We start from the raw sequence: 1,454 nt of genomic DNA, 5'->3' as shown, positions 1-1,454 counted from the left end.
ATATGCATTTTTATGTAAGAATAGTGTTTCAAAGTCTAAGGATAAGACTTACTATCTTGAAACTTATAAAGAGTTTGACAATGAAAAGGATTTTTTAGAGCAATATAGTCCAGGAAATGGAGGAATTACTCCATTTCCAAGTTATATGTATTGCACAAATTTTTTAAAGAAAATATCGTTAGTATCGCTTCCAGGCGCTAAATATTTCGATATTGTTTTATTGAGTACTATGTTGAAATACGGTTCAATTGTTTGGCTTTCAGATACTTTGATGTATTACAGGATTCACGATGAAAATGATAGCAATATAGAAGACACAGTTGGCGGTATTGCCTTGTTAAATTATATTGCAAAAAAAGGGATAAGCAAAAACCAAGATTTTTTTGTTGCAATGCGATATGATTTATGGAGAAAATGGCTTGTAAAACAAGATAAAGTAAATTTATTTACATGGAGAAATAGAGTTGTCTTTAAGTTTTTATTATTAAAATCTTTTTACCTTGCTAGAAGGTTATTTTTTTGGAGGGCAGTTTTTAGAAAGATTAAAATCTTCCTAAGGGGTAATTAAAGTTTATGAAGTTTTCGGTATTAATGTCAATTTACTACAAAGAAGAAGTGCAGAACTTTAATAGAGCGATGCAGAGTGTGTGGGACGAACAGACTGTTAAACCTAATGAGGTGGTTTTGGTAGAGGATGGTCCGTTGACTGATGAGCTATACCAAGCTATTGAAGAATGGAAAGAGAGGCTGGCTAATACCTTGAAAGTTGTTTCCCTTACAGAGAATGTTGGTGTTGGTGCTGCTAAGAATATTGGCATAGAAATGTGTAGTTGTGAGTTGATTGCGGTGATGGATACGGATGATGTGTCGTTGCCTAAACGGTTTGAGAAACAGTTGGCAGTATTTGAGAATCAAGATGTTGATATTTGCGGTGCTTGGATAGGAGAATTTGAGTTTAACGAAACTCAGATAATATCTTACAGAAGAACGCCTGAGCAGCATAATGAGATAGTGGCATTTGCCAAAGGCAGAAGTCCTGTTAATCATGTGACGGCAATGTATAAGAAATCTTGGGTATTGAATGTGGGTAATTATGCCAAGTATAGAACTAGTGAAGATTACAATTTGTTCGTTAAGTTGATTATGGCTGGGGCAAAGATTTATAATCTGCAAGAGTCGTTAGTGAGTGTGCGAATGGGCAATGAACAGCAGATGCGCAGAGGTGGTTTGAAAAATGCGATGTTTGAAGTGGATGTGCAGGTGGATTTTTATAAAATGGGGTTTTTAAGCCTTTTTGAAATGGTTAGGAATGTGTCTGTTGGTTTTGTTGTTCGAATGTTGCCGAATGCCTTAATGAAGGTAGTTTTTAAAATGATAAGAAAACTGTGAGACTTTTCTTATGAATGATAAGGAAATAGAAAAAAATCGTTATAATAATAGTGCTATTGGTGCTT

At 34.5% G+C, this 1,454-nt stretch carries 2 protein-coding genes; both read left to right on the top strand.

Annotated features, from left to right (window positions below):
* A partial coding sequence (locus BBROOKSOX_RS10965; protein WP_180324023.1) for a hypothetical protein occupies positions 1-568 on the top strand: 568 nt, incomplete at its 5' end.
* Between the two features lie 5 nt (positions 569-573).
* The gene (locus tag BBROOKSOX_RS10960) at positions 574-1,389 is read left to right on the top strand and encodes a glycosyltransferase (RefSeq protein WP_139661846.1); all 816 of its coding nucleotides are present in this window, start codon (positions 574-576) and stop codon (positions 1,387-1,389) included.
* The last annotated feature ends 65 nt before the right edge of the window (positions 1,390-1,454 follow it).

The organism is bacterium endosymbiont of Bathymodiolus sp. 5 South (assembly GCF_900128535.1).
GTDB lineage: Bacteria > Pseudomonadota > Gammaproteobacteria > PS1 > Pseudothioglobaceae > Thiodubiliella.
Note: the sequence above shows the minus strand (reverse complement) of the source record. Positions and strands in the feature narration are given on the sequence as shown.

Coding starts and splice junctions, on each gene's coding strand:
- BBROOKSOX_RS10960 (WP_139661846.1), top strand. CDS start 574: ATGAAGTTTTCGGTATTAATGTCAATTTACTACAAAGAAGAAGTGCAG.